Origin of the sequence: Nostoc sp. ChiQUE02 (genome assembly GCF_034531305.2) — a bacterium.
GTDB lineage: Bacteria > Cyanobacteriota > Cyanobacteriia > Cyanobacteriales > Nostocaceae > Nostoc.
This window is the reverse complement of record NZ_JAVRBN020000070.1, coordinates 1-23,214: the sequence shown is the minus strand read 5'-3', so window position 1 is coordinate 23,214 and position 23,214 is coordinate 1. Positions and strand designations below refer to the sequence as shown.

Genomic DNA, 23,214 nt, shown 5'->3' with positions numbered 1-23,214 from the left:
CATAAGACTGTTCCAAAGCGCCCAGGTCGTAGTGAACCACGAGTCCGTAAACGTCGCCCCAAAATTTACCCCTTGATGACCAAACCCCGGCACGAATTATGCAAACAATTGCAAACTGCTTAATTGATAAGCGTTTCCGCTTTTCTTAGTGCCATTCCCCCAAGTAGTATTAGCGTCAGTACCAAACTTAGCGTATTTGATAGTAATAGAGCCTGCACCCGTAGTGCGATCAAATCGCATCGTCACTCTACCACTATTACAAATGCGGGCAGACTTTGCACCATTTTTTCTGTCAGTGCTGAGATCACCAATTAGAGCATCATTCAAATTCCATAAGCCTGCGGCTTGATGAATTTGTTTCCAGTGATCGCCAAGCCCTACATGCCCCATTTGACTAACAAATAAATCCAGAAGTTCTGTCAAATCTTCAAATTCTTCAAGGGTCATATCAGAGCTTATTTCTTTTATTTCAAATAAAATATTTCCTATACTACGTTTTGTTACGATTTCTGCTTTAAATTCTTTAATTTCTGAGGAATTTAGACTTTCTAATATTTTGATGCTCATTTTATTTAAATAAGTAATTACAGCTTTTTGTAAGCTTCATCTAAAACATTACTACCAAGTTGATGCATATTGGGGAGAAAGTAGCGAAGCTGCTATGAGCCGCCATGCAAGGCGCACGTCCGGTTCTCTTGGGGCGGGATTATAGCGATATAGTCCTGCTACCCGACCACGAGCACCCCTATTACAACAACTGTCTTACTTGTGATCGATATTATTGTTTATTTAAGTTGAGTTTAAATTTCAATTAAATGGTGAAATACAACCATTAATATCTTTCTTAAGATGTAAGCAATTTATGTTTAAAATAGATTATCTTTTTAATAATTAATGATGAATAAGTTATGCTATTAGTTAAAATAGAAATCAAAATATTTAAATTAAATTACTACTATTGAGCAAGGTTAAACCAGTTTTTAAATTCCTAAATTAGTTGCTCAACATTTAGTATTCGATGTTTTGAGACTTTAATTAATACTAATACTTGCTGATCCTAGTAAAGATTTTTTGAGGGATATTATGTTGTTATCAAAAAGCTTCAAAAAAGTATTTAACGGTTTCATATTGAGTATTCTAGTTTCAGCTTTGCTAGTTACTCCTTCTATATTAGGAAATAATTTTCATTGGTTTGATGCACCATCTGTAGAAATTACCGTTAATGCTCAGACTCCTGCTGGAGTAGAAGAAACACAACAGAGAAACAGCGAACTATCTCAGAATATTAGGGAAGAAAAGAAAAATAGTCAGGATAAAAGTGCTGAGTCTAAAGGAGAAGAACAGGGAAAATTAGATATTTTTAAAATAGTCACGGGTGCGCTGGCGGGACTCGTACTATTTTTGTATGGTGTGACACGAATGGCCGAGGGGCTGGAAGCGATCGCAGGTGATCGTGCCAAAGAACTAATTAGCAAGTTCACCACCAATCGCTACGCTGGAATAGCAACTGGCACGATAGCGACAACAATATTAGATTCGTCCTCAGTAACAATCATCATTGTGATTGCAATGGTTAGTGCTGGTCTATTGTCATTTGTAGAATCTCTCGGCGTGGTTTTGGGTTCTAATATTGGTACAACCATCGGCGCTCAAATAGTTGCTTTTAACATTAGTGATTATGCCCCAATAGCAATGTTCGTTGGCTTACTGTTAATTTTGTTAGGTAAAAAAGAACGTTGGAAGCAAATCGGTTTAGTTATTCTTGGCATAGGCTTATTGTTTTTCGGACTTGACACAATTGAAAATGCAATGGAACCTTTCAAAGACTACCAGCCATTTATAAAATTGATGGAAACCTTGGGGAACAACGCACTTTTAGGTGCTGGAGTTGGGGCACTCTTTACAGTCTTAGTTCAATCTTCCTCTGCCACCGTTGCGATTATTGTAACTTTGGCTAGTCAAGGATTAATCTCATTATCTGCTGGCGTGGCGTTAATGCTGGGTGCTGAAGTTGGCACTTGTGCTGACACATTAGTAGCTACCTTTGGACGCGAACGTCCAGCAGTGCGGACAGGTATCTTTCATTTACTTTTCAATCTGACTACTGCTGCGGTAGGAATTGTATTTGCCACTCAATTGGCAGGATTCGCGCAATGGATTTCTCAGTTAATGGGGGCAGGGGATGATGTTGCTCGCCAAATCGCCAATGCACAGTTAATATTCAACTTGCTAGGTGTGGCGTTAATTATTGGATTTCTACCCTTAATCGCCCGTGGATTGGAACGGCTACTTCCAGATAAAAAGAATCAAAATCGGCAGGCTGAATCGGTAAAGAATTAAATCCAGCAAAAAGGCTTTCAGCCGATGCGTGGCGGTTCATGACAGGCTCGCTACTTTTACCCTTCAAGGGGCGACAATCTCTTCTTCTTGGGAGATATTCTTGTTTAGAGAGTTAGCTGCTGAAGTTGAATCGGTAGATGCGGGAGAAGTGTCTTTTTTGCTTCTAGAAGGTGGTTTAGCCATTATTCCACCCTGTTTAATTCAACAATATTTTTTCAGAGTCAATTACAACGTAGATTTTGGAAATAGTTGATAACTGCTCCGTCATAGCCCAATGCAGGTATCACTTGCTACGTAAACAGCGTTAGTCCCCAATTTTATAAATGGCAAAAATGCTTGAAATAATAGGCATTCCCATCTCTGATAAAAAAAGCATAACTGTGGCTGCTTGCACTCATCCACTTGTTCACTGGCTGATTGTGGATTGTGAATAAATTATTGCAATATTAATAACTTCTTAAGCCCTAATTAAACCCGATTTGGTAATTAATCTTGTTAATAACTAGATGGTTATTATTTAGGTTTTTTATTCCCTTTTATTGTAGAAATTTCAACAAGGACTTTTATGGAGCATGTACATTTCCAGGGCTTGCTATCCACTACAACAAAGCGGCGACGCTTTCTGCTCGGTGCCAGTACATTCACCGCAAGCGCTGTTGCTAGTCTTTGGACTCATAAAGTTGTTGCACTCTCAAGGTTCTCTGCCTATCCCTTCAGCCTTGGTGTTGCTTCTGGCGATCCCTTACCAGATAGTGTAGTGCTATGGACGCGGCTGGCTCCAAATCCCTTAAATGGTGGCGGTATGCCGCAGGTGAATGTACCAGTACGGTGGCAAGTTGCTTTAGATGAAAACATGAGACAAGTTGTGCTACGGGGCGTGGCATTGGCAACCCCCGAATTAGCACATTCTGTTCATGTAAATGTACGTGGTTTAGAGCCTAACCGTTGGTATTGGTATCAGTTTAAAGTGGGTAATGAAGATAGTCCAATTGGTCGTACCCGTACTGCTCCAGCGATTGGCACTAGGTTGAATCAACTCAACTTTGCGTTTGTTACTTGCCAAAAATGGGAAGATGGTTTCTATTCTGCTTATCGTCGCCTAGCTGAAGAAGATTTAGATTTGGTTTTTCACTTGGGTGATTATATTTACGAATATGGCATCCCTGCTACAGGTGGTGTACGCAACATTTCTTTACCTGAAGAGTTTAGAAAAGAAACGAATACACTAGAGCAATACCGCCTTCGATATGCTCTATATAAAACTGACCCGGATTTACAAAAAGCTCACGCCTTATTTCCTTTTACAGTCACCTGGGACGACCACGAAGTTGAAAATGACTATACCGATGATATTTCGGAAAACAACGATCCGGTCGAACAGTTTCTCAAAAGACGTGCAGCTGCTTATCAGGCTTATTATGAGCATCAGCCACTGCGAGAATTTTCCCTACCACAGGGGCCAGATATGCTTATTTACCGTCGCCTGACTTTTGGTAATCTGGCGGAGTTTAACGTACTTGATAGCCGCCAGTATCGGAGTGATCAGCCATGCGGTGACGGTGAAACACCCCGTTGCCCAGCAGCGCTAGATCCATTTAAAACCATGCTTGGTACTCAGCAGGAGCGCTGGCTGCTGGATGGTCTTGATCGTTCTCAAGCACGTTGGAACATACTTGCTCAACAGGTGCTGATGGCAGAGCTAGATCATAAAATTGGGCCAGGCGAAATCTTTTGGAACGACTCATGGGATGGATATCCCCTTGCACGTAATCGTGTTTTAAGTCACATCGCCAGCCGCCAGATTTCTAACCCAGTGGTGATTACTGGCGATTGGCATTCTACATTTGTCAATGACCTCAAGCTTGACTTTAAGGCTTCTAACTCTCCTACGGTGGCTACGGAGTTTGTCACTCCCTCTATTACTAGCAACGGTGATGCCAATGTCTACGGCCCCTACTACGGCCCGAAGATTCCAGAAAACCCCCATATTAAGTTCTTTGATGGCGATCGCCGAGGCTACTTCCGAGTCAACCTTAACTATGAGCGTTGGCAGACTGACCTGCGTATTGTTACAACTGTAAGTCGTCCAGATGCTCCTGTATACACCTTTGCTTCGTTTGTTGTTGAGAATGGTCGTCCAGGTGCCAAATTAGACTAGTATTTTAGTTTTTGCGTATTCAAATATTTGAATACGCAAAAAAGTGCGATGGCGTACCCGCTCTTTCCGGTGGCTCACGCCCAAAAATTAACATTCATCGATGATGCCCTCACTAGCATTGTACTGGTGTAATACACTGAAAGTAACAAGTGAGATAGTTGACCGTGGAATTATCAACACTACAAGGGCAACCAGCAAGTATTCTTGGTTTAGCAGGGCAATCGATAGATGCTGCAACTGTTTTGTTGGCATTTGAGGCGGGAATCAATTACTTTTTCTTTTACAATTTGGAATCTGAAAACTTTTTGAGTGGCTTAAAATCTCTGTTGCTAATAAACCGTGAGCAAGTCTTGGTGGCAACGGGGAGTGAAAACCGAGATATACAATCTTTACGCCTTTACCTCGACTCTGTGCGCCATCGCCTAGATGTCGAGCAGGTGGATGTATTTTTTGCTGAATATGTCTCCCCTACTGATGACATGACCCAGGTTCAGGTAGTACTAGATGAACTTCGTTTGTGGAAGGACTCTGGAGTTGTGCGCTATGTAGGAGTCACCACACACAACCAAGCTATTGCTTTAGAAATGATAGAACGTCATCAGTGTGATGTGTTGATGCACCGTTACAATATGGCGCATCGCAAGGCTGAAGAAGATGTTTTGCCTGCTGCTCAAAAAGCTAGTATTCCCGTGGTGGCATTTACTTGCACACGTTGGGGAACGTTACTCAAAGGTCATCACAACTGGCATGGAAAGTTACCTACGGCAGCAGACTGTTACCGCTATGTACGAAGTCATCCGGCAATACGTCTGGCGCTCACCGCACCCCAAACTAGAACACCGATTCAGTAATCGAAGAACAAAAGAAAAATCAGCCCAGAGTGAAGTAAAAAATGAAGAGGAAAATAGAGTAAACGCTGGCCAGCCAATGCTTATAGCGATAAGCAAGCCTTGAGAGATATTTAACAAAGTCTCAAGGACAGGTGCAACCTGAATTGAGGTAGATTCAGGTAATAAATGTGCTACGGAAGCTGAGAATATACGTATGCGACCAGGAAATTGGCAGCCACAGATAGAGTTATCAGCATTAGAGCAAAGTATAGTTAAGCGGATTAAACGAGCAAAGCTGTTTACGTTCTTACGGCAATGCCGCCATCAATTATTTAATGAGGAATTCCAAGAAGAACTGAGTAAACTATATGCAGATTCAGCCAAAGGGCATCCACCAGTACCACCAGCACAGTTGGCATTAGCAACCATTTTGCAAGCGTACACAGGAGCTTCAGATGCGGAAGCAATCGAAGCATTGAGCATGGACAGGCGTTGGCAGTTAGTGCTGGATTGCATAGATTGTGAAAATGCCCCTTTTTCTCAGGCAACACTAGTCAGATTTCGCACGGCATTAATTATCCACGGTCTTGACCTTGTGCAAGCACAACCAGAAAATACTCAACATCCTCAAGTTCGTTCGGCGATAGATTCCGCAAGGCTGATTGAAGCGCAAGATGTGGAAGTAGATACTAATGGTGAGGTGAAACTACTACAAGGTGTTGCTAAAGAGCGACGTATCTCCATCGAAGACGAAGAGATGAGACATGGACGTAAAAGTAAAAGTCAGCGATTTGATGGTTATAAACGTCATGTTTTACGAGATTTGGACAACGGGCTGGTTCGCGCTGTGGGAATTACAAGAGCAAATATCCCTGAAGCATCTGTCACTGATACAATTAGCAACGATTTAAAATACCAGAAAGTCAACTTAGTTGAGTTACACATCGACCGTGCTTACTTAAGCAGTTCTTTGGTTCAAAACAGAACTCAGGAACTAACTGTTTACTGTAAAGCTTGGCAAGTAAGAAACGGCTTGAGGTTTACCAAAACTGCTTTTATCCTGGATTGGGACAATCAGACTATTTGCTGCCCTAATCAAGTCACTTTACCTTTTAGCGTCGGTGGCAAAGTTCAGTTCCCCAAAAATATTTGTGCAACTTGTCCGGTAAGGGAACGTTGTACTAATTCTAAAACTGGGCGCAGTGTTTCCATTCATCCTGATGAGCCTTTGTTTCGGGAATTAAAACAACGCCAACTCACCCCTGTTGGCCGTGCTAAACTCCGTGAGCGTGTTGCTGTTGAGCATTCCTTATCTCATATTGGTCATTGGCAAGGGGATCAAGCTCGTTACGTTGGTTCTCGCAAAAATCTCTTTGACCTTCGCCGTACCGCCGTTGTTCATAATCTTCATGTCCTTGCCAAAAATTTTACTCATGCTACTGAGCAGTCTGCTACTTCATCCTGATTACTGAATCGGTGTTCTAGCCCAATGTGAACGTATGGCATTGGATACCACTGAGGGTGAGCAAAAACTCTCTTATATGGAAAGTCGGCGTGAACATTTGTGGCATTTGCTACAGATAGGCATGGGTTCGACCTCTGTACCAAAAGCGGCGGTGGATTTATCCAAGGGTGGGGCGATTGCGGCTGCATCGCCCTCTAAATCATCTAAACCATCATCTCAAACAAAGCGGACTCGTAAAAAGCCCGTCAATCCTCCGATAGATGAAACGGCTTCTGCAATACCAAGTGAAACTTCCATAGAGCCAGCACCGAAGAAAAAACAAACTCGTAAGAAGACAAAACCAGATAATTCTTCCATTAGTGAAGCACCGCTGGAAACAAATCTTACCCCCCCTCCCACGGATACACAGAAGACAGATGAAACACGGGAGCAACAGCAAACGCCTAAAAAGTCTTCCGGGCGTGTCGGACAACGTAACCCCAAACGAGATACTGTAGGACAACAGTAAACATCAAAAAATTCACTAGTAAACAGTTTTTCTCCAAGGCTTCAGTTTTCAATAATCTACCGATATTCAAGGAAATTATTAATTCATGAGTTTATCTACTTTACCTATAGAATTTGAATTAGCAGTTGCCAAAATCTTATCTGCTCATTATTTTAACTCTCGCTTTAAATTAATATCGCAAATTGAAAAAGAGTCGTTAACAATTGATTTTCATGGTTACTTTACTGAAAGTTTTGCTACCAAAAACCTTGCTTATTCTAATCCTACCCATGAATTTTATCGAAATAATAAGGTTGATTTTCGATTATTTTGGGATAGTGAACATCTAGCATTATCGGGCTGGTGGAGAAATGCTATTCTATCGCTTGAGTACACTCCGATACGGCAAGAATGGGTAAACGAAGACGGTGAAGAAATTCCTCGTCCCTATCCAGATGGTGATAAATTCGAGGTAATTGCGGCTTCTTTGTACCCAATCTTACAAAAGTATTTTTCAGTTTGAAGATTATGTCTAAGAAGAAAAGCAAAGTTAAAAATGATAATTAATAAGATAAATCAGCTAATAATCTCTTTTCAAATTGAAACTTATCTTTCTAGTAAAGAGCTAATTACTTTAATTAAAGCGCGAATATCAGAATTAGATCAAAATCTAGAATTAACAACTCAAGACATTTTTCTGATTATCTGCCAAGAATTTAACCTCGATGCCGATTTCCTAAAAGAAGCTTTGAGTTGCCAATGTCCATTTGCTTTGATTGGTTTTATTAATGAATTAGAATTGCCTGATTTTTTAAATTATTCTCTCATTATTGAAGACTTAAATACGCATAGTCAAAATGTCAAACAACCACCCATTTAGAGGCACACCAAAGTCTGACGGTAATTGTTGCTGTATTTTTGTGTATTGAATTTGATTCCAATCTTTTGGGTTAAATATGCCGTGCGGAACTTCTATATTTATTAATTGTGGGTTGTCCATATTTGCACACCACATTCTAGCTCGATAATCAATAATACAGTCACACTCAGGTAATTCAATCCAATAGTGTGGTGACACTTGACCATGCCCAATCCATTGGAAAAAACCACACCAGATTGTATGTTTAATATCTTTCTTAAATAGAAGAGTCGAGATAACTCTGCTATGTCCGTCACATTCAGTTGGAGAATTATCCCAGACATCTAGTTCTACACGTAGCTGCTCAATAAAATCATTATTCATCTCTATCATCTTGATTCTCCAAAATTGCTTTTACTTTACGAACTGTATTGATTGCCACATTAGCTTGTGTTGCTGTTTGACGCAACGATAATCCCTTGTCAAGTGCTGCTATTACTCGTTGTGACGATGGTTTCGCTAAAAATTCTGCTGTTAATTCTTTAGTTCTGGGACGACCAATATGTTGCCCCCATTTTTTAGCACGTAACATCCCTTTTTTGATTGCTTGTGATTTTAACTCAGCCCGTTTTTCTGATTCAATTAATTTCTCTATCCAACTCGGCTTACCTTCTAAAATATCTAGTTCAATTTCTGATAACTCCTTTTTTTTCATCCGTCGTAAATCTCGTAATGCCGCAGTAACATCTTCTGGTTCTTCAAATTTGTAATATTCAGTCAAACTCCCAATGGAGTAATTGTATTCAGCATATCTATACTTAAAATATTTCTCTACATTCCCACGATGCGGCCAGTTTCCTAATACTTTAATTGAGGCATAAGGAAAATGTTTGAGCAAATCACTTTGCACTTCAGTTACTCTTAAAAGAATTGGTCGCCGAGTCACACCAATTTTATAAAATGTTTCTCCCTCCGCGTCAATTTGTAGGTAATATAAAGTGTTAGATAAAATTTTTTTTAATTCCGCCTGATATATTTGCAAATCCCAAAGACATTCGTTCAAGTTTGATGCCTTATCTTGATAAGCAACTTGAACTTTTTTCTCTAACTGCTGTAATTTCTCCAACAATATTGGTTCTTGCACAGAGTTGAACAGCATTAAAGATAATGCACCAACAGGTATTTTACCTAGTTTGGTAAATTGGTATTCACCGTACATACGGTATTCGTTGCGTTCTAATAATTTTTCTTTAAGAAAAATTGAATTAACTTCACTCTCATAAATACCTTTGTTCTTCCATCCATACCGATTCCAAAGGGTTTTGAGTTGTTGGAGTTCTTTACCCGTTAGCCATATATTGAATTGATCATACAAAGGTAAGCTAGGGATTTCACGTTCACTGCGATTAGCTACTTCCCTGCAAGTTTCTTGAGTGTGTGCAAAGTGATGTTCTTTCCGATTACCCTTTTTCGCCGTCAACTCACCACCACAGTAGGGACACCTTAGCTGAGTTCTCCCTCGCGGGACATCTTCAACCGGTACTAAAGTCTTATCTTGGTCAACACCGTATCTGAGCCACATTTGAAAATACCTTTTATTTGATACACCAGGAAAGTAGGCTTGAAAAGCGCGTGATGATACTTTCACTGTATCAAAAAAAGGTTGGCTTAGAACCATTAATTATTAGTGACTTTATTACATAGACAATTCAACTAAATACACCGCTTCACTTCAGCATTACTCTTTTGGTTATTCCACTTTAACGGTGATTTCTGAAGCATAAAATGGTTAACTCTTTTTGAATCATATCTTGAGCTAAAAGTTTATTTTATGATTCAAATCACAACGCTGCGCGAACGCTCCAATTCAAAATTATTTATTAAATTTTGAATTTTGAATTTTGAATTTTGAATTTCATTAAGTGGTCAGGGCTAGGGTAAGGGGTGCATGGTAACGGTTTAAAACCTTTCCCCCCACCTTCCCCAAAAAATAGCCAAGTCACGAAAGCCAACTACTTGATATTCTTGGCATTTCCAGTATGAAATAGGGGAAAATGTGAGCAATTGGAGCGCCTGCGTGGAATCGGAGCAAATAATATGTCTAATCTAAATATTGCAAAAGGTAGTTGCCTGTGTGGAGCAGTAAGTCTTTCTACAACTAGCATGAGTAAAAATGTGGGAGCGTGTCATTGTAGTATCTGCCGCAATTGGGGCGGAGGGCCTTTGTTAGTCGTTGACTGTGAAAGTGATGTTAGCTTCTCTGGTGAAGAAAATATCGGAGTTTATCAATCTTCAGAATGGGCAGAGCGTGGATTCTGCAAGAAGTGTGGTAGCCATCTTTTTTACAAATTGAAACAAAATAACCAGTATTTCATGCCTGTTGGACTATTCGAGAACTGTGAAGGTCTTGTTTTTGATCATCAGGTATTCATTGATGAAAAGCCCAAATATTATTGTTTTGCCAATGAAACTAAGAACCTGACAGGGGCCGAGGTCTTTGCACAGTTTGCATCTCCTGAATGACCCTAAACATTAGAGTTACTTTTTACCAGTTTGAATTAGGTTAGGACGAATGAGCGTACTGCTTCACTCACTTTCGTGCGACGCCGAATAGCCCGTCGTAGACATCGCCCTTACCTCAAAACGAAAAATTACCCAGCAATATCCTTCCCACTCTTATAGTTCATCGCTCTGGGTTTCCTCTTGCCTATAGGGACTAATTTCGATTGCTTGGGAAGTTGAGGAGGACGGCATTTTTCACAGTAGAGCGGTCGGACACCAAAGGTTTCTCGTTGTGTGGGCTGTTCGCACTGCTTACAAATGAGCGCGAACTGCCGGATGGATACCTGAATCCTACTTTTTGACAAAGTTAGATGGGTCTTGATCTCGTCGATGCTGAGTGGGAATGGGGTCTGGCTGCCCATCACCCGCAAGGGCTGCGGTTTTCTCCAGGGATTCTCTCAATCGCTTGGCTGCGTAAATGGACATATCTCGCGGTACATTAATGCGATCGCGCAAATATCGTAGAGCAACATCAGATCCCGATGGAGGTACACAGTCTTCACTGAGCATCATGTGTGTTAAAGCACAACGTAGGGCTTGATCAAACAATTTATCATCCAAGGGGTTGACTCGAATAATATTGATGCGGTGTTCGATAATTCGTTGAAGAGCTTCCATACGCGAGTTTTCCGGTTCTGGATAAGTAACATCTGGTAGCCCGAACCAGGGGCCGTTATCCACCCGCGCTTTATTGAGAAGCATTTGGGTTTCGCCATTTTCCCAACAGCCCCCCATCTGGGGCGGTAAATCATGTACATGGGTGTGAAAGTCGCTCTGGGTACCGCAGTAGGTCGAGCGGCTTTCCATTGCCGCAAACCATTCGCTCAAGCGAGGGTTTTCCGAACGCAGTGAGTAGCCCTTGTAGTAGTAAAGGCTCGCATTCATCCGTTCGACATAGGGCGTAAAAATGACATCGACGATGCCGAAGCTATCTAAAAAGTAAGGGCTTGGGGTGCGACCCAGAGCTTCTTCTACCCTAGCCACCACGACCATAAATTGTTCTCGGTTGCGTTGTTCTTGTTGAGAGGAACTGGCTCTAGAGCAAAGCCAAGCGCACCAAGCTCTAAATAAAAGTCGTTCTAATTGACGTAGAGGAAGCACCGCGCGGTCTTCCATTCTTTGGCTTAATGGAGCAAAAACCTTTTCCAAAGCGATTAAAATGTCATCGCTTTCCGTAATAATCCGTCCATCTAGCTCGATCGCAGGGAGCATTCCTGATGGTACCTTACGTTTGTACCAACTTTCTTTCTCTCCATAGCAGAACATTGTCACTTTTTCGATGCGGTAGGGGATCTGTTTTTCCTCTAGCCATAACCAAACTTTTTGACAGTAAGGACACCAGGCGTGGTTATCACGGTACAGCGTTACCCGCACATCAGATTCCGGTTGACCAAACAACCGCAACCGGGCTTTCGCGTTGGTGAGACCATTAACGGTATCTATTTGATAGTCCGTGAGGCTTTCTAGTTCTTGCCAGCTTAAGGGTGCGATCGCCATAGAGAGAGTGAGTACGTAGGGAAATACTTGGGACTTTTCTTGACTTTACAATATTTTCAATCACATCATGGTTTCATTTCCACTTTCAAGCGGCAATGTTGCGGTAATCTGTAACTTGGGTTTAAATTTCCTTATCATGGGCTACTGGCTTTAAAAGATTTCCAGAGCCACCGTACAACCAAGAAGCTCCTTAATCAATAGCCGTACCTAACTGATATTTCGTCTTGACTCGGCCACCCAGATCATCGCCAGCTTCCAAGACTATTACATCGTAACCCTTAGTCTTTAATAGCCATGTAGCAATTAACTCCGCAAAACCTGCTCCAATGACTATCACTTTACCCAAGTGGAAGATCCTGAAGTTCAAGGATGGAATGGGTTACGCCTGAAGTTGCGACAAGGACTGGACAGCGCTGGTAAGTTCTACCAACAGCAGTCTCCACAATCGGCAAGGCTGTCGGTGTTGCTGATGAGGAGCCTTACTGGAACGCATACCTTGGGCAATGGCAAGTTTGGGTTAACTTTGCTGACGGGTGTAGGTCTGTGGTGTGCAATTGGTTGGTGGCGGTGTAGGTAACAGTAGTTCACTGTTCCATCAAAATCGTTACTGTGAGTCGGTTATTTTACAGTTTCCCAGTTTGGAGCAAATAATCTCTATTGCTTTGCCCTTGAAAAAAAACAATTTTGTGTTCGTTCTCTTCTGAGTCGCTTAAAGTGACAAGTTTTGTTCTGCTCATTTTTTCCATCTCAGAAACAGTATTCTCAAAGAAATACGATTTATGTCCACAGTCGCAATAAAATGATGATGGAAACACTTCTATTGCCATTTTAAAAGCCAATATAAACACCCCCAAATACTACCATGCCTTATAAAATGGATATCTGGGTCATGTTGTTATCCGGCTTGCTGATTTAACCAAGCTTCTAAATCCGCCACTACAGAAAAATCTAATAACGCCTCTCCTAAAGTAGACAATTGCTCAATAGATAATCCTCGAACTCGTTCAATCAACGACGCATCAATTTCACCAAGACGACGATTTAGTTGACGTATAATTAAATCCTGTTGTCCTTCTTGTTTGGCTTTTTCACGGTCTTGCTGATAAAGTGGTTCTAATCGCATAATTAACTCCCTATCATCCAATTCTAAATTTTGATTGATTCTTAAATTCTGGCGCAGATTATAAACTAATTCTAGCGTTGCTTGCCTGTATGGGTGATTTAATGGTAAGTTTGATAATTCCACAATCGCCTGTGACTGCACACTTCCCCTGCCAAGAATTCTTAACCACAACGTTTCTGGTATTTGTGGTAGTTGATGTATGGCTACAATTGCTGTCCGTAGAGCATCACCTAAAAAGTATACTCCTGGCAACCACCCCGATTTCTGATTAACATTAAAGCTTGATAGTAATCCTGGGGATGCAGTTGGAGTTAGAACCCATAGTTTCGGAATATCTGACTCTTGGAGTCTGGTTTTATTCGCTTTAGCATCTCGTCGTAATCCAGCTTTTACTTCTAATAATTTTTGAATACAATCACAAATTTCATCACCAGAAGCTGCATTCCGAAATGGTTCTAATATTGCCGGAAATTCGGCAAATCTTCCCAGTAGCCCTAGCATTTCTAAATTAGAGGTTTGCTGTAATGATGGAGTAAATAGCACATCAATTTCTTTGATCTCTCCTGAGATTTTGGATGATGACTTTACTTCCCCATAAGGTTTTAACAGTTCTTCTAGATAATCTTTAGCAAATTCGTCATGTACAAATCGAGTCATTCAATTTGGGTTATTAAGAATTAATTTGAAGTGATTAATAATATTTTATCTGTATTTACAACCCATTTTAATCACACCTCAAATTGATGCTGTGAACGGTTACGTGTTTCATGCTGTTTCTCAGTCGGCCGACAGTTTGCGCCCAACAAGTATGGCGGTATGAGCATTATCGTAAGATAGCTAATGCCAAAGATATTGACTGGAATGGGTATTTGGAGCAGTGGCAGGTTTGGATTAACAATGATAGCGCGTGTATGTCTATGGTGTGCGATTGTTAATGAGTGTTTAACACTAACCAATTAATTGGGGATTCCAAGCATTCAAAACAACAGAATTCACTGTTAAAATACGACCAGTCCGCTCACTCAAACGGGACAAACAGCTTATAATTACTCAAATTTAAGTATTTAACTATATTGAAAAAGGATGTTTGATGAGCCTAAACAGTAGTTTTTTGCTCGATCTGCCGCACGTTGAGACAGAACTAACTTATTTTACGCCTATGGCAGAAAAACCTGTTATCTATGCCTATGAACGACCACCAGGGATTCCACCATCCAACCGAAAGTTCGAGACACACTTAATGCCAGTCCATAACATACGGGCGGTTTCACAAGACATATCCTTAGATCGAGAAGGCTTTAAACAAGTTGTACAACAAAGCAATGTCCGCAATTTTTATGACGAAAATGAGATTCTTCGTGTCTATTATCCTGAAGCCGAGCAACTTTTGAAAGAGGTAACAGGTGCCACTGGGGTGGTGATATTCGATCACACTCTCCGTAACGCTCAACGCTCTTCATCCGGTGAAAGCGGGATCAGTGAGCCTATTAAGTATGTACATAACGACTTTACTGCCATTTCTGGCTATACTCGCGCACGCAAAGAGTTGACAGCACGGGGGGTAGATAACATTGATCAATTACTACAGCAAAGGTTTGCTTTGATTAACATTTGGCGAGCGATCGCCCCAGTTTATAAGTCACCATTAGCAGTGTGCAACGCTTTTAGTATCGCACCAACAGACTTAGTAGCTACTGACATAGTGTACCGCGATTACGTTGGTGAAACCTACTTAATAACCTATAACCCAACACATCAATGGTTCTACTTCCCCCAAATGCAACCCTCGGAAGCACTATTGTTTAAGTGCTTTGACTCGGCAGAGGACGGACGGGCGAGGTTTGCTGCTCATACTGGGTTTAATGACCCAACAAGCCCACCAGATGCCCCAGCTAGAGAAAGTATTGAATTGCGGACGCTGGTTTTCTATCCTACATAAGAATGATGACGGCTGCTATCCTCAACTACGGATGCACTATTATCTGAGGCTGGGGCGAGGATATTTTGCTAATCGTGACGTTAAACGACCTCTCGCCAATGGTTGAGGCTTTTGAGAATTCGATTTGTCAACCAGACTTTAACAAGGGGCAGGTTTATCACTGCTTCACTTACTTATGAATCACACTCAGGCGCTTTGATGAAAAAAACTATTAAAAACTTCATTTAAGTCCGCAGTGTATAATCCAAGATGTGTCTTTTTTTGCATTCCCTAAGTAATCCAACAGTTATATTTTAAACTTTAAACTTACATACGTGTTTTATGCCTCGAAAAACTACAGTTCCATCGCAATCAATTAAAGTAACTCCGCTGGCTCTGTCTCAATTACATATCCGCTTAGAGTTTCTAGAAAAAGAACATCAATCACTACTCAAACAGATCAAGAGAAAGCGCACAGAACTGAAGAACTTTGTTGAACAGATGCGTTCTTTTGGCACAGAATTTCTCAATAAAGCTACTCCCGGTTTCCGAAAAATGGCTGAGTTAGACCAGGAAATCCATGCTCTGTTTGAGGAGATTTTTACTACTAGAAAGTTCGGTAAACAAACCCTCAAAAATATACAAGCAGTTTACCGTAACCTACAGGTAACTGGAGCCATCAGTCTAAAACCCAACAGCCAACAGTTAGATACATTAGACGAATCGTTTGACAATGAAGATTCCCAATCAGATTTTTCAAAGGAAACTAGTGAAGACCAGCATCAATATTGGCAAGGAGAACAGTCTGTAGACTCTGCCTCTGTAGCCAGAACAGATAACCAAAGAAAAATTCGTCAAACATTTCTGAAATTAGCTGAAATCTTTCACCCTGATAAAGCCAGAGACAGTGAAACACAAAAGTCTCACACAGAAATCATGAAAGAAATTAATAAAGCCTACCAAGAAGGGGATTTAGCAAGACTTCTTGAAATTGAACGAAGTCAACAACCCTTAGAAATTATTGACAATAATAACGAGGATGATTTAACCCGTAGATGCCGAACTCTAGAACAGCACAATCAAATTCTCCTGGCTCAATATGAAAAATTGAAACAGGAACTGCGTTTGACAAAAAATACTCCAGAAGGGACGATGGTTTGCGATTCTCGAAAAGCTGCTAAAAAAGGCATTGACCCTATGGCTGCGATAGTAGAAACAATGGAATCTCAAATTAACGTCGTTTCTGGGATTCGGGATTTTGTTAAGGATTTTAGAGAACAGAAAATCACTATTAAAGAATTTCTAGCTGGCCCAACACCTCTGCACTCCTTAGATGAAGAAACTATAGAAGATATTTTGGAGCAGATGTTGTCAGAATTAATGAGATAGTAGTTTTTGATGAAAAAGTTTTCGCTTTATTTGTGAATGCTCTGCTCAACTTAAAATAATTTTACAGAACTATGCCAATTAAAAAACACATTAATCTGAATCTTGGAAGTTTCCTTAATCCCGTAGATAAAAAGATAGTTGTCAATTTAGCTAGTGAAGATATTTTAACTTTAATCACGCAAGAATTAAAAACTCGTTACTCACCAGAAACTCAAAAACAATTACTTGAGGAGAGTTCCCAGTTGTTCCCTGATTTCGTGCTACAAGAATTATTAAAGCGCCAAGAGCAGGTAGTAAACGTTACTTTACTGATAATGATTTTTAAAAATTATCAATCAGAATACATGCGTCAGTCGTCAGAATATAGGAAAGGTATTCTGACCGATAAGCCGAAAAAATAACTCCAATGTAGGTAATTGTTGTGGTCAAGGGATTTACTAATTTTGTCTATCTTTGCTCAACGTTCAGTATTCATCCGCAGTTTTCTAAAACTGGCATCTGTAAATGTTCTTTCAAATCTAATGGTTCCGCTGGCAGGATTAATAGATGTAATGTTTTTAGGGCATTTAACGGAGATTCGTCATTTAGCAGGTGTGGCAATAGCAACAATTTTATTCAATTATATTTATTGGACATTCGGTTTCTTACGCATGGGTACAACTGGAATGGTTGCACAGGCTATAGGGCGTAAAGATAACCAATCGGCAGTACTGATTAGTTTACAGCATGGAATTTTAGCGCTGATATTAGGACTTGCCATCCTGATATTTCAAAAACCTTTACAAATATTAGGGTTTGCAATTCTAAGTGCTACACCAGAAGTTAAAAGTTCTGGTGTTGATTTCTATAATGCTTTAATATGGGGTGCCCCAGCAACATTGATTAACTTTGTCTTGATTGGTTGGTTTCTTGGACAAGCCCAAAGTAGTAAACTTTTGTTGCTTTCAGCTATTAGTAATTGTGCAAATGTACTACTTGATTATCTATTTATTGTTCAGTGGGGATGGTCAAGTAGAGGAGCTGGATTAGCGACAGCCGCTAGTCAGTATCTGATGCTAATAGTAGCTACTTTGCTATATTGTCAAACAATTTCATTTAAACAAATACAAGCTTCAATTGGGGAAGTATTTAACCTATCTGCTTTAAAATCAGTTTTCATGCTGAATGGAGAAATTATTATTCGGACTTTCGCTTTAATTTCGACAATGGCGATGTTTAGCAATCTCAGTTCTATGTTAGGAACTGAAATTCTGGCGGCAAATACTCTGCTTATGCAATTGGTGAGCTTGGCAGCATATTTCATTGATGGCTTGGCATTCGCTACTGAGAGCTTGGCTGGAATTTTTCAAGGTAGTGGAAATATTACTTCTTTAAAACAACTGTTGCAAACATCTGTAGTCGGTAGTTTAGTTATAGGATTAATGTTTGCTACTGCATTTATTTTTGCCCCAGAATCACTGTTAAGATTGCTGACCAATCATACTAATATTATCAATAATTTACGTTCTTATATTCCTTGGTTGTTACCAGTTTTGGGTTTTGGCTCAGTCGCTTATGCGCTAGACGGTTATTTTCTAGGGTTGACTCAAGGTCATACACTTCGCCAAGCTATGCTGAAAGCCACTGTAATCGGTTTTATTCCATCAGCAATTACAGCAATGTATTTCCATAATAGTCATTTACTATGGCTATCAATGTCTTTATTTATGGCAGCAAGAACAATAACTTTGGCATTGTGTGTACCAAAATCATTTTCTACAAGACAGGGATGAATACAGAATATATCTATCTTCACGGGAAATGTATATTTTCAATTATCTATTTTGCCCTTGAGTGATGCCTACGGTTCAAGAAGGCTACGTACCTTTACTGCAAGACTGAATGGCACTAAGTTAAGCTGAAGGCTAGGCGGCGTAAGGATTGCAGAGGAGCAGAGGGGCAGAGGGGCAGAGGATAATTTCTCTTGCTTCTTTCCGTATGCCTCAAGTTTTCTGTCCGTATGCTTCTTCCTTCTTCTTTCTCCCCTGCTCCTTTGCTCCAGTTGTTGAGCGTAGTCGAAACACTGCACCCCTGCTGCCTCAACGATTTTCCCTTTTCTTAGTGCCATTCGCTTATGATCAGATGCCGCACATTATTATAATACTGGGAGTTTAGCTATTCTAGTACATAAATACTAAACTATACACCCAGTCTTAGTGTCATCGAGAACTCACCCTAATTTTTCTGATTAGTTTAACTTACTCCTATAAAACAATTTGTAAAAGTAAGAATATTGAATTTATTTACTTGTAGCAATAACTTTGTCAATTTCTTGTAATTTCTGCTGAAAAAGAGAGCGCATTTCGTGAAGCTGTTTACTACTAGCTTTTTTAAGCAAATCTCCAGAAATTCCATTAACTTTTTGAAATATTATTTTTACCTCTTTTAACTCTTGTTCATTTGACTTTAAATACTTGATCCTAATTTTTCTAACCAGTTCACGAGTTTCTGTTACTGTCAGATTTTTCTTTAAGACTTCATCTGTTGCTGCAATCCGTTCGGATGCTGCTTGATTTTCGGAGATGTCTAATGCCTTGGCAGATAGAGTTGCCAATGCTAAAGCATGAGCGCCTTTGAGTCCATGCTGCCTGATGACCTGTTTTAAATCTTGAGGCAGATAAAGCATCGGCATTAGATTAGCTTTCACAGAACTAGGATTTAACCCCAACTCTAGCAGCACTAGCAGTAGACTCTGTTCTTTACCTGTAATTTCCAGTAGTTCTAAGCCCTGTTGCTGTTCATCGACGCTAACAGCCATCAATTTTGCTAGCTCTTTACTATTTCCATTTCTCTCTATTCTTTTAATTACCGTTCCCAACATTGTGGAAACTTCATCCATTGTCAAATTAGCGGACTTCATTACTTCTTTAAATACTGCCTCTGCTTTATCTAAAGGATTCAAGTCTTCAAAGCCAAGAAAAGTTAGTAATGCAGATTGATCTAAGTCATTAGGCATTGCCACTATTACTGCACGAATAGTTGACCAGCCTAGTAATTTAGCTCCTTCAGTACGTAGCTGCCCATCTAACAGTATGTAACGACTATTACTCTGTCTGACTAAGATGACTGCTGAAATCTGCCCGTGTTTTTTGAGTAATCGTGCTTTTGCTTGTATTAATTCTGGTGTAATTGTCTGCCGAGGCTGATCAGGATTCGGGTCAATGAGATTTAAATCAACTTGTACTTCTCCTGATTGATTTTGAAATTGTTCTCGGAGTTTTTGCAGTTCATTCTCTAATTCAGGAGATTGTGCGGTTCTGAGTCTTTCTATTTCTATTTGAAGTTCAGCAATTTTTTGTTCTTGCTCAGTTTTTTGAACTGCACTACTAAATTTACTAGCAATTTTAGGCAACGCCACGATTATTTTTTCTCCTTAATTAAAGCAACTAAATCATCTGTAATTTGCTTAAAATCTTTACAAGCAGGATGTTTGGGACGGTATTTTTGTAAAGGTAGCCCGTGAGCGCTAGCATTTTTGAATTCATTGGAACTACGAACTTTGGGGTAAAGTTTCAATTGTAAATGTTCAGTGATTTCTGGTAATTGCTCTAGATATTGTCTGTGCATCGCTACGGTATCATCATACATACTTGGCACAAACCCTAAAATTGGTGGACGAGGTGATAACTGTAACTCATCACTGGTTGAAATGCACCATTCTACCAATTCTGCTGAACCAGAAATCGCTTTCATTTCTAATTGCACTGGAACTAATATGTGAGTTGAAGCGGCTAAAGCATTAACATTCAGCATTCCCAATGTGGCCGGACAATCCAAGATTACTAAGTTATGAGGTAATGGGTAATTTTTTAAGCGATCGCTAAGTGTGTACTCTCCTCGTTTCCTAATTACTAATTCGTTGGCCATTTCAGCCATTAATGGATGTCCTTGGCAGACTTGAATTTTTGATTCTTCCCAAACCGAAATTAATTTCCAATCCCCCTTAAAATCTTTGGATAATGCTTTGACTAGAGTATTAGATACTTCAGCAGGTGGTATCCCACAAAACACATCTAAAGAGCGTTGTGGATCTAAGTCAAGTATTGCTACAGAAAAGCCACGCCGAACTATCTCGTATGCAAGGTGTACACTGAGTGTAGTTTTACCTACACCGCCCGCGTTAGCTATCAGTGAGAGAACTATCTGCTTCATATCAGTTTTTTTGTCGGATTTTGAAATTCGACATTAAGCTTTTGAAAAATGTATATCATGCATTTGTATTTGTCACCTATTTCTGTCGTATTTTAAAATACGACACATTTTTTAAGGATTGAGAAATAAACAAAATTAAATTGAAATCAACCCAATGTCCATCTAAATCATCAAAACAGCAACAGATCAAACCCATTACCTCATCTGTTAAATCTGATTTGACTTTAGTTGATGAATAACTCAAAACTCAGTAACAGCCTGACTATCCCCCTGTCGAGGAAAAACCCATGAAGCCGCCAAAAGTTGAGCCACAGGTGACTGGCAAGCGCAACAAGAAAAAAATAGATTCACCACCAGCAACCAAACCTCATATACCCTTTCAAGACCGCCCCTAAGACCCACAATTACCGCCAGAACCCTGTCAGCACATCCAATTCCTGGATTGGAACTCGGAGGTAGGGCGTGTGATATTCGAGTGCTACCACTGCAAGCAGGGGATAATCAGCGAGTACACCGGGGAACCCATAATGGGCGAATACAAAGGACGACCTTCAGTGATTTTCTAAAGGTAAAATGCCCCAACTGTGAGCAAACAGCGATTAGGCTGCAAGCAAAGGAAGTACTTTCGATTACGGCGATACCTTCACCTTGGCAGCAATGATGGCACACTCCCTCTTCAAGAGTGATTGGTGAAAGATATTAACGATTGATAATGCAAATGAGATTTTTACCCTCAATAATGACTGCACTAACGGCACTGACACTAACTAGTTGCAGCACTACTATTGCTGAACAGTATGAAGCTACAGCACTCACCAGTTACACCTGGCAAGTAAAGTATGCCAATGATCTAACTAGTCAACCACAGCCACGTATTGAAATCTTTGCTACTACTTCGGTGCTGAATCGAAATGGAGTAAAACCACTGGGAGAAGTAATTGGCCCAGATGATCAAGGGCTATGGTGGCCTACTTTACCGCCTCGACCAAGTGTTGATGAAGTTGAACAACGCAAAAGACCTCAAGAAGAGGTAGGTAAACCTGAATTGATCAAAGATATAAAGTACAAACTGACCTATGGAGTGGGTAATACTCAGAACACGCTACCTACTAACTATGAAGTTTATCGACAAGTGGTAAAAGCCTACCCCCAAAGAACTCCTTTGGAATTGACTTTGGGTGTGAATGATAATTCAGTAGAGAAAGCTGAACCTGTCAGCAAGTAGTGACCCTAAGTTACGTATTCAGCAAGAAGTTAGAGATCAAAACTGAATTACTTTTCAACAAAAGATTGACACTAAAGTATAAATCAAGCTGTCAACCCCTTCTCTGCGAGACGCTATGCGAACGAGGAATTCAAAATTAAAGACAAGACGCTCGTGGACTCGCTTACGCGGAAAGCGAGTCTTCGAGCGTCGCGTCTTGTAGACCCTTGATTCTTTGAATCAGTAGGGGCAATGGCCTTGAAGGATAATTAATTCAAAATTATTCTTATTCTTCCTAACAGAATTTTGAATTTCATTAAAGGGTCAACGATGATCTAAATTAATTTTTACTGCGTTGATAGAAAAGATTTCAAAAAATTCTGTGGGGGCTATATGGGGGCTATATGTACCCCAAAGCAGTTTAGAGGCTTGAGCCAAATTTGACTCCCACACAGGGGCTATATGGGGGCTATATAGGGTACATTTGACTTTGTGAGATTTTACCTCACTTAGCCCCCAAGAGGTTATGATAATTTTTTGACGCTAAAGAAAAAAAGAGTAGTTATTTTATTCATCTCTTCTCAGCTCCCCCACTTCACTTGAACAAATAACTTTCACCAATCAAAGTCTATTACCTTTCTCTTTATGTCTAACATTCACACCTTGCAAAAAATTTTTCCTGCTGGCTTTGATAACGGCTATGGAAGCCTAAAACTTTTAGTCGATGGGTTTGAAGTGGTTCGTGTCCCCAGCTATATAACCAATGCCGAGATGGAAGACGTACCAGGGAGGGTCGTTTTTAACGGTAGTGCTTATACAGTTGGAGAATCAGCTTTCCGTACAGGAAATTATTTTGACCGAAACACTGATAACAATGAAAACAAAGTCAATAATGCGTTGTTGACTTTATTCGGTGCATTGGCACATCTTCCACACCGTAAGGCTTGGCATTTAAAATTAGTCGTTAGCTTACATGATGTTGGTCTAGCTGACGAATTGCAAAAAGTACTAAACGGAGAATATCAGCCAATACTTGTAGCGACCTGCAATGCTAATCGCTAAAACCTGCAATCATGACATTTACAAACCAGGATTATTTGCAACTATAATTACGCTTCAGCCAGAATTAATTGCAACTGAGCCAGCATTATTTGCAATCAACCTGCAATCATCCGTTGGAGCCAGGATTAT

22 protein-coding genes and 1 pseudogene are annotated in these 23,214 nt (G+C 40.2%); 15 read left to right on the top strand and 8 right to left on the bottom strand.

Features of this window, described 5'->3' with window-relative positions:
• Positions 1–96: 96 nt before the first annotated feature.
• The gene (locus tag RM347_RS33030; protein ID WP_322718918.1) at positions 97–567 is read right to left on the bottom strand and encodes a hypothetical protein; all 471 of its coding nucleotides are present in this window, start codon (positions 565–567) and stop codon (positions 97–99) included.
• Positions 568–1,128: 561 nt separating this feature from the next.
• Between RM347_RS33030 and RM347_RS33025 the strand changes: the two genes are divergently transcribed.
• The 7 genes from RM347_RS33025 (at position 1,129) to RM347_RS32995 (ending at position 8,160) form a co-directional block, all read left to right on the top strand.
• On the top strand, positions 1,129–2,340 hold the full coding sequence (locus RM347_RS33025) for a Na/Pi cotransporter family protein (protein ID WP_322718919.1): 1,212 nt from the start codon (positions 1,129–1,131) through the stop codon (positions 2,338–2,340).
• 565 nt (positions 2,341–2,905) lie between these two features.
• On the top strand, positions 2,906–4,498 hold the full coding sequence (locus RM347_RS33020) for an alkaline phosphatase D family protein (protein WP_322718920.1): 1,593 nt from the start codon (positions 2,906–2,908) through the stop codon (positions 4,496–4,498).
• Positions 4,499–4,662: 164 nt separating this feature from the next.
• A complete protein-coding gene (locus RM347_RS33015) occupies positions 4,663–5,349 on the top strand; it encodes an aldo/keto reductase (protein WP_322718921.1) in 687 nt (228 codons plus the stop codon).
• 193 nt (positions 5,350–5,542) lie between these two features.
• Complete coding sequence (locus tag RM347_RS33010) at positions 5,543–6,793, top strand: transposase (protein WP_428850663.1); 1,251 nt, start codon at positions 5,543–5,545, stop codon at positions 6,791–6,793.
• Between the two features lie 34 nt (positions 6,794–6,827).
• Positions 6,828–7,301 carry a hypothetical protein gene (locus RM347_RS33005; protein ID WP_322720443.1) on the top strand — a complete coding sequence of 158 codons (474 nt, stop codon included), beginning with the start codon at positions 6,828–6,830 and terminating at the stop codon, positions 7,299–7,301.
• 85 nt (positions 7,302–7,386) lie between these two features.
• Complete coding sequence (locus tag RM347_RS33000) at positions 7,387–7,803, top strand: hypothetical protein (protein ID WP_322720442.1); 417 nt, start codon at positions 7,387–7,389, stop codon at positions 7,801–7,803.
• 33 nt (positions 7,804–7,836) lie between these two features.
• The gene (locus RM347_RS32995) at positions 7,837–8,160 is read left to right on the top strand and encodes a hypothetical protein (RefSeq protein WP_322720441.1); all 324 of its coding nucleotides are present in this window, start codon (positions 7,837–7,839) and stop codon (positions 8,158–8,160) included.
• Here the strand turns inward: RM347_RS32995 and RM347_RS32990 are convergent.
• Together RM347_RS32990 and RM347_RS32985 are read right to left on the bottom strand one after the other, a co-directional pair.
• A complete protein-coding gene (locus RM347_RS32990; RefSeq protein WP_428850662.1) occupies positions 8,119–8,523 on the bottom strand; it encodes a hypothetical protein in 405 nt (134 codons plus the stop codon). The two genes, RM347_RS32995 and RM347_RS32990, sit on opposite strands and share 42 nt — an antisense overlap.
• Positions 8,516–9,721, bottom strand: coding sequence for a GIY-YIG nuclease family protein (locus RM347_RS32985; protein ID WP_322720439.1), 1,206 nt, complete (start codon positions 9,719–9,721; stop codon positions 8,516–8,518). The genes RM347_RS32990 and RM347_RS32985 overlap by 8 nt, the downstream gene beginning before the upstream one ends.
• A 515-nt stretch (positions 9,722–10,236) precedes the next feature.
• Between RM347_RS32985 and RM347_RS32980 the strand changes: the two genes are divergently transcribed.
• Positions 10,237–10,662 (top strand): GFA family protein, encoded by a 426-nt coding sequence (locus RM347_RS32980; protein WP_322720438.1) that lies wholly within the window; start codon positions 10,237–10,239, stop codon positions 10,660–10,662.
• A gap of 330 nt (positions 10,663–10,992) precedes the next feature.
• Here the strand turns inward: RM347_RS32980 and RM347_RS32975 are convergent, their stop codons facing one another.
• On the bottom strand, positions 10,993–12,198 hold the full coding sequence (locus RM347_RS32975; protein ID WP_322720437.1) for a glutathione S-transferase family protein: 1,206 nt from the start codon (positions 12,196–12,198) through the stop codon (positions 10,993–10,995).
• Between the two features lie 190 nt (positions 12,199–12,388).
• Positions 12,389–12,535 carry an NAD(P)-binding protein gene (locus RM347_RS32970; protein WP_322720444.1) on the bottom strand — a complete coding sequence of 49 codons (147 nt, stop codon included), beginning with the start codon at positions 12,533–12,535 and terminating at the stop codon, positions 12,389–12,391.
• A 9-nt stretch (positions 12,536–12,544) separates the two neighbouring features.
• On the opposite strand from RM347_RS32970, the gene RM347_RS32965 reads away from it, so the two are divergent.
• On the top strand, positions 12,545–12,775 hold the full coding sequence (locus tag RM347_RS32965) for a hypothetical protein (protein WP_322720436.1): 231 nt from the start codon (positions 12,545–12,547) through the stop codon (positions 12,773–12,775).
• Positions 12,776–13,093: 318 nt separating this feature from the next.
• On the opposite strand, the gene RM347_RS32960 is transcribed toward RM347_RS32965, so the two are convergent.
• The gene (locus tag RM347_RS32960) at positions 13,094–13,978 is read right to left on the bottom strand and encodes a DUF4351 domain-containing protein (RefSeq protein ID WP_322720435.1); all 885 of its coding nucleotides are present in this window, start codon (positions 13,976–13,978) and stop codon (positions 13,094–13,096) included.
• A 433-nt stretch (positions 13,979–14,411) separates the two neighbouring features.
• Here RM347_RS32960 and RM347_RS32955 point away from each other — a divergent pair, with 433 nt between their 5' ends.
• The 4 genes from RM347_RS32955 to gntT all read left to right on the top strand — a co-directional run bounded on the left by RM347_RS32955 (position 14,412) and on the right by gntT (position 18,400).
• On the top strand, positions 14,412–15,260 hold the full coding sequence (locus RM347_RS32955; protein WP_322720434.1) for a CmcJ/NvfI family oxidoreductase: 849 nt from the start codon (positions 14,412–14,414) through the stop codon (positions 15,258–15,260).
• 321 nt (positions 15,261–15,581) lie between these two features.
• Positions 15,582–16,628 (top strand): J domain-containing protein, encoded by a 1,047-nt coding sequence (locus RM347_RS32950; RefSeq protein WP_322720433.1) that lies wholly within the window; start codon positions 15,582–15,584, stop codon positions 16,626–16,628.
• Positions 16,629–16,699: 71 nt separating this feature from the next.
• The gene (locus RM347_RS32945; protein WP_322720432.1) at positions 16,700–17,029 is read left to right on the top strand and encodes a hypothetical protein; all 330 of its coding nucleotides are present in this window, start codon (positions 16,700–16,702) and stop codon (positions 17,027–17,029) included.
• Between the two features lie 15 nt (positions 17,030–17,044).
• Positions 17,045–18,400, top strand: a complete 1,356-nt coding sequence (gene gntT, locus RM347_RS32940; RefSeq protein ID WP_428850661.1) for a guanitoxin biosynthesis MATE family efflux transporter GntT — start codon at positions 17,045–17,047, stop codon at positions 18,398–18,400.
• A 506-nt stretch (positions 18,401–18,906) separates the two neighbouring features.
• On the opposite strand, the gene RM347_RS32935 is transcribed toward gntT, so the two are convergent.
• Together RM347_RS32935 and RM347_RS32930 are read right to left on the bottom strand one after the other, a co-directional pair.
• Positions 18,907–20,025 carry a ParB/RepB/Spo0J family partition protein gene (locus RM347_RS32935; RefSeq protein ID WP_322720430.1) on the bottom strand — a complete coding sequence of 373 codons (1,119 nt, stop codon included), beginning with the start codon at positions 20,023–20,025 and terminating at the stop codon, positions 18,907–18,909.
• 2 nt (positions 20,026–20,027) lie between these two features.
• Positions 20,028–20,819 (bottom strand): ParA family protein, encoded by a 792-nt coding sequence (locus RM347_RS32930; protein ID WP_114086238.1) that lies wholly within the window; start codon positions 20,817–20,819, stop codon positions 20,028–20,030.
• 739 nt (positions 20,820–21,558) lie between these two features.
• On the opposite strand from RM347_RS32930, the gene RM347_RS32925 reads away from it, so the two are divergent.
• Together RM347_RS32925 and RM347_RS32920 are read left to right on the top strand one after the other, a co-directional pair.
• The gene (locus RM347_RS32925) at positions 21,559–22,044 is read left to right on the top strand and encodes a hypothetical protein (protein WP_322720429.1); all 486 of its coding nucleotides are present in this window, start codon (positions 21,559–21,561) and stop codon (positions 22,042–22,044) included.
• A 624-nt stretch (positions 22,045–22,668) separates the two neighbouring features.
• Positions 22,669–23,058 (top strand): annotated as a pseudogene (locus RM347_RS32920) (ParM/StbA family protein); the annotation flags it as partial.
• Positions 23,059–23,214: the final 156 nt, after the last annotated feature.